This window comes from uncultured Cyclobacterium sp. (assembly GCF_963976465.1).
GTDB lineage: Bacteria > Bacteroidota > Bacteroidia > Cytophagales > Cyclobacteriaceae > Cyclobacterium.
The window spans coordinates 1-2,612 of record NZ_CAXBOC010000638.1; the positions used below are offsets into that span (position 1 = coordinate 1).

4 protein-coding genes are annotated in these 2,612 nt (G+C 42.6%); all 4 read right to left on the reverse strand.

The features are described 5' to 3' along the window. Positions 1-329: Na+/H+ antiporter NhaA (locus tag AAC037_RS23295; RefSeq protein WP_339906007.1), on the reverse strand; the 329-nt coding region annotated here is incomplete at its 3' end. Continuing rightward, positions 326-1,654, reverse strand: coding sequence for an NAD(P)/FAD-dependent oxidoreductase (locus AAC037_RS23300; RefSeq protein WP_339906008.1), 1,329 nt, complete (start codon positions 1,652-1,654; stop codon positions 326-328). The genes AAC037_RS23300 and AAC037_RS23295, both read right to left, overlap by 4 nt. Next, positions 1,647-2,366 (reverse strand): lycopene cyclase domain-containing protein, encoded by a 720-nt coding sequence (locus AAC037_RS23305; RefSeq protein ID WP_339906009.1) that lies wholly within the window; start codon positions 2,364-2,366, stop codon positions 1,647-1,649. The genes AAC037_RS23300 and AAC037_RS23305 overlap by 8 nt, the downstream gene beginning before the upstream one ends. 10 nt (positions 2,367-2,376) lie before the next feature. Then, the coding region (locus tag AAC037_RS23310) for a DUF5676 family membrane protein (RefSeq protein WP_339906011.1) at positions 2,377-2,612 on the reverse strand (236 nt) is incomplete at its 5' end.

The window sequence follows — 2,612 nt, forward strand, 5'->3', positions numbered from 1 at the left end:
ACCATGCCGCCAATAGCTGCTCCGATAGGCAAAATAGCTTTTCTGAAAGAAGACAGTTTTCCTCCTATAATTTCCCTTTTCAACTCCAGGCCTACCTGTAGGAAGAAGATCGCCATTAAGCCATCATTTACCCAAAGTAATAGTGACTCTGACAAAGCAAATTCCCCAACCAAGAGCGAGATTTCAGTGTGAATAAAGTTTTGATATACTTCCCCGAATGGGGAATTAGCCCAGATCATGGCTACCAGTACAGCCAGAAAAATGGCAATCCCTGAAGCTGATTGGTTCTTTACCAGATTATTCAAAGAGTTGTTTAGGCGGGTAATCATTTGGACTCCTCCTTTTCTAAGTCCTTGTTTTTGTACTCCCGGATGATTAGCCGATTGCCTTTGTCATAGGTGAAATAATTCCACACCCAGTTCAGTGCTACCATCAGCTTATTTCGGAAACCGCTAATGGAAAAAAGATGTACTACCGACCATAAAAACCAGGCGATATACCCACCAAACCGAAATTTACCCAGATCGGCTACCGCCCTTCTTTTACCGACAGTGGCCAGTGACCCTTTATCCAGATAACGAAATGGTTTTGAATATTCTCTACCCGCAATTCTGTACTTAATCACTTCACCCAGATACTTACCCTGTTGGATGGCCACCTGTGCCACCTGAGGATGGCCTTTGGGTGTTCTTTGGCTGACTACTGCAGCTATATCGCCAATGGCAAAAATATTGGTGTACCCTTTTACCAGCAGGGTGTTATTCACTTGAAGTCTGTTTCCCCGAACAATACTTTCTTCTCCAATACCTTCAGGAAAATCTCCTGTTACCCCGGCAGTCCAGATCAGATTCCTAGCGTAGAGTTTCTTTCCTGAATTTGTTGAGACAGCCGATCCATCATAATGTTCTACTGCTTCCTCAAGCATAACCTGTACGCCCAGCCGGGTCAAATATTTCAGTGCCTTTTCTGAAGCTTTGTCAGACATGGATGCCAGCAATTGATCACCTGCCTCCAGCAGATAGATATCCATTATTTCGGAGGAGTATTCCGGATAATCTCCCGGTAATATATATTTCTTGAATTCTGCAAGGGCACCTGCCATTTCAACCCCGGCAGGGCCTCCACCCACTATAATAAAATTGGTGAGAATGTCTTTTTCATGTTCATCACAGGTGATAGCTGCTTGCTCCAGGTTCTGGATCATGGTATGGCGAATATTCAGGGAATCCTGAATGCTTTTCATGCCCAAGCTCCACTTTTCAATATCGGTCAAGCCAAAAAAATTGGTTTTAGTCCCAGTGGCTATAACCAGGAAATCATAGTCAATGATACCTTTATTGGTTAATACCCGGTTTTGTTTTGCTTCTATTTGCTGAACTGTGGCGTACCTGAATATTGTATTTTTATTACCACTGATTTGTTTGCGAAATGGGAATACGATGCTATCCGGCTCCAGGCCACTGGTAGCCACCTGATAAAATAGTGGCTGGAATTGATGAAAGTTATGTCTATCAACCAGCACAACCTGTATCCTACTTCTCTTTAATGCCTTAGCAAGAGCAAGTCCCGCAAAGCCTCCTCCAATAATGACAAGCCGGGGCATATTGGTTTCCGGTAAGCAAACCATCTCATCTGTATTACAATATTCATTCATAAACATGCATTTTTAAAGGGTGTTCTTGTAATTTTTGCCAGTACAGATGCTCAAACAGGCTTGACCAATACATGCCAAAGGTGAAAGCAAATAGAAGTTCTTCCAGGGGTACTCCCAATATGAGTATATGCGTCAAAGCATCAAGGTTCCAGTAGAGGTTCACATACTCGGGGAAAAATGGTAAGATGCTACCGAAATAAATAAAGTACAACAGGGTAAATAGAAAACCACCGATCCATATCTTGCCTTTAAGATCAGGGCGACAGTATAAGGTGGCAATTGTACCGGTAAACATGGCTAAAATGCCACAATAAATATGATTTAGACTGGTGAAATAAGCAAGGATGAGAAATACTACCGGAGGAACAAACAAGATATACCGATGCATCCGATGGCGTCTATGCGTGCGTTCTGATGGGTGCATTTCAACGGTTACTTTTTTAAAAACCAACTGATATAGCACTGAACCTATGCCTCCGATGGCAAACGAAAAGATCAGGCTTTCCATATCAAAACCTGTACGCTGAGCCAGATCAAAAAGTGAAGGAGGGTTCCAATATTCAGGAACAAACAAGGGTTCTGTCAGGCCAAAAGGCATAGTGATGAGGCTCATTTTGAGCATCACCTTTCTGTAATCTTTTCTAAATAAAAAAATCATTCCCCATACTGCAAGAATGGTCAAAGACCAAATCAGCCATACATAGTCTATCATCCTTACTAAATCATCGGTATTTTTTATTAAAAGATATATTGTAGACCGTAGCTATGAGTGCGCCAAATAACCAGCCCAGTATGAACATTTCTACCAGTCCGATGAGTGCTTCGGTCCAGGGTACGTCCATTCTGATGATGGGGCTGGTGTCAAGTCCGTGGAGCAAACTGTTAAAAAACAGGATGGTACCTTCACGGCCTACAGTGGCCATCAGTATAATACAGCCCAGGTAGAATACCACACCTG

Bases quoted from the DNA above. Each gene is read 5' to 3' on its own strand.
- AAC037_RS23300 (WP_339906008.1), bottom strand. From the start codon at position 1,654: ATGAATGAATATTGTAATACAGATGAGATGGTTTGCTTACCGGAAACC.
- AAC037_RS23305 (WP_339906009.1), bottom strand. From the start codon at position 2,366: ATGATAGACTATGTATGGCTGATTTGGTCTTTGACCATTCTTGCAGTA.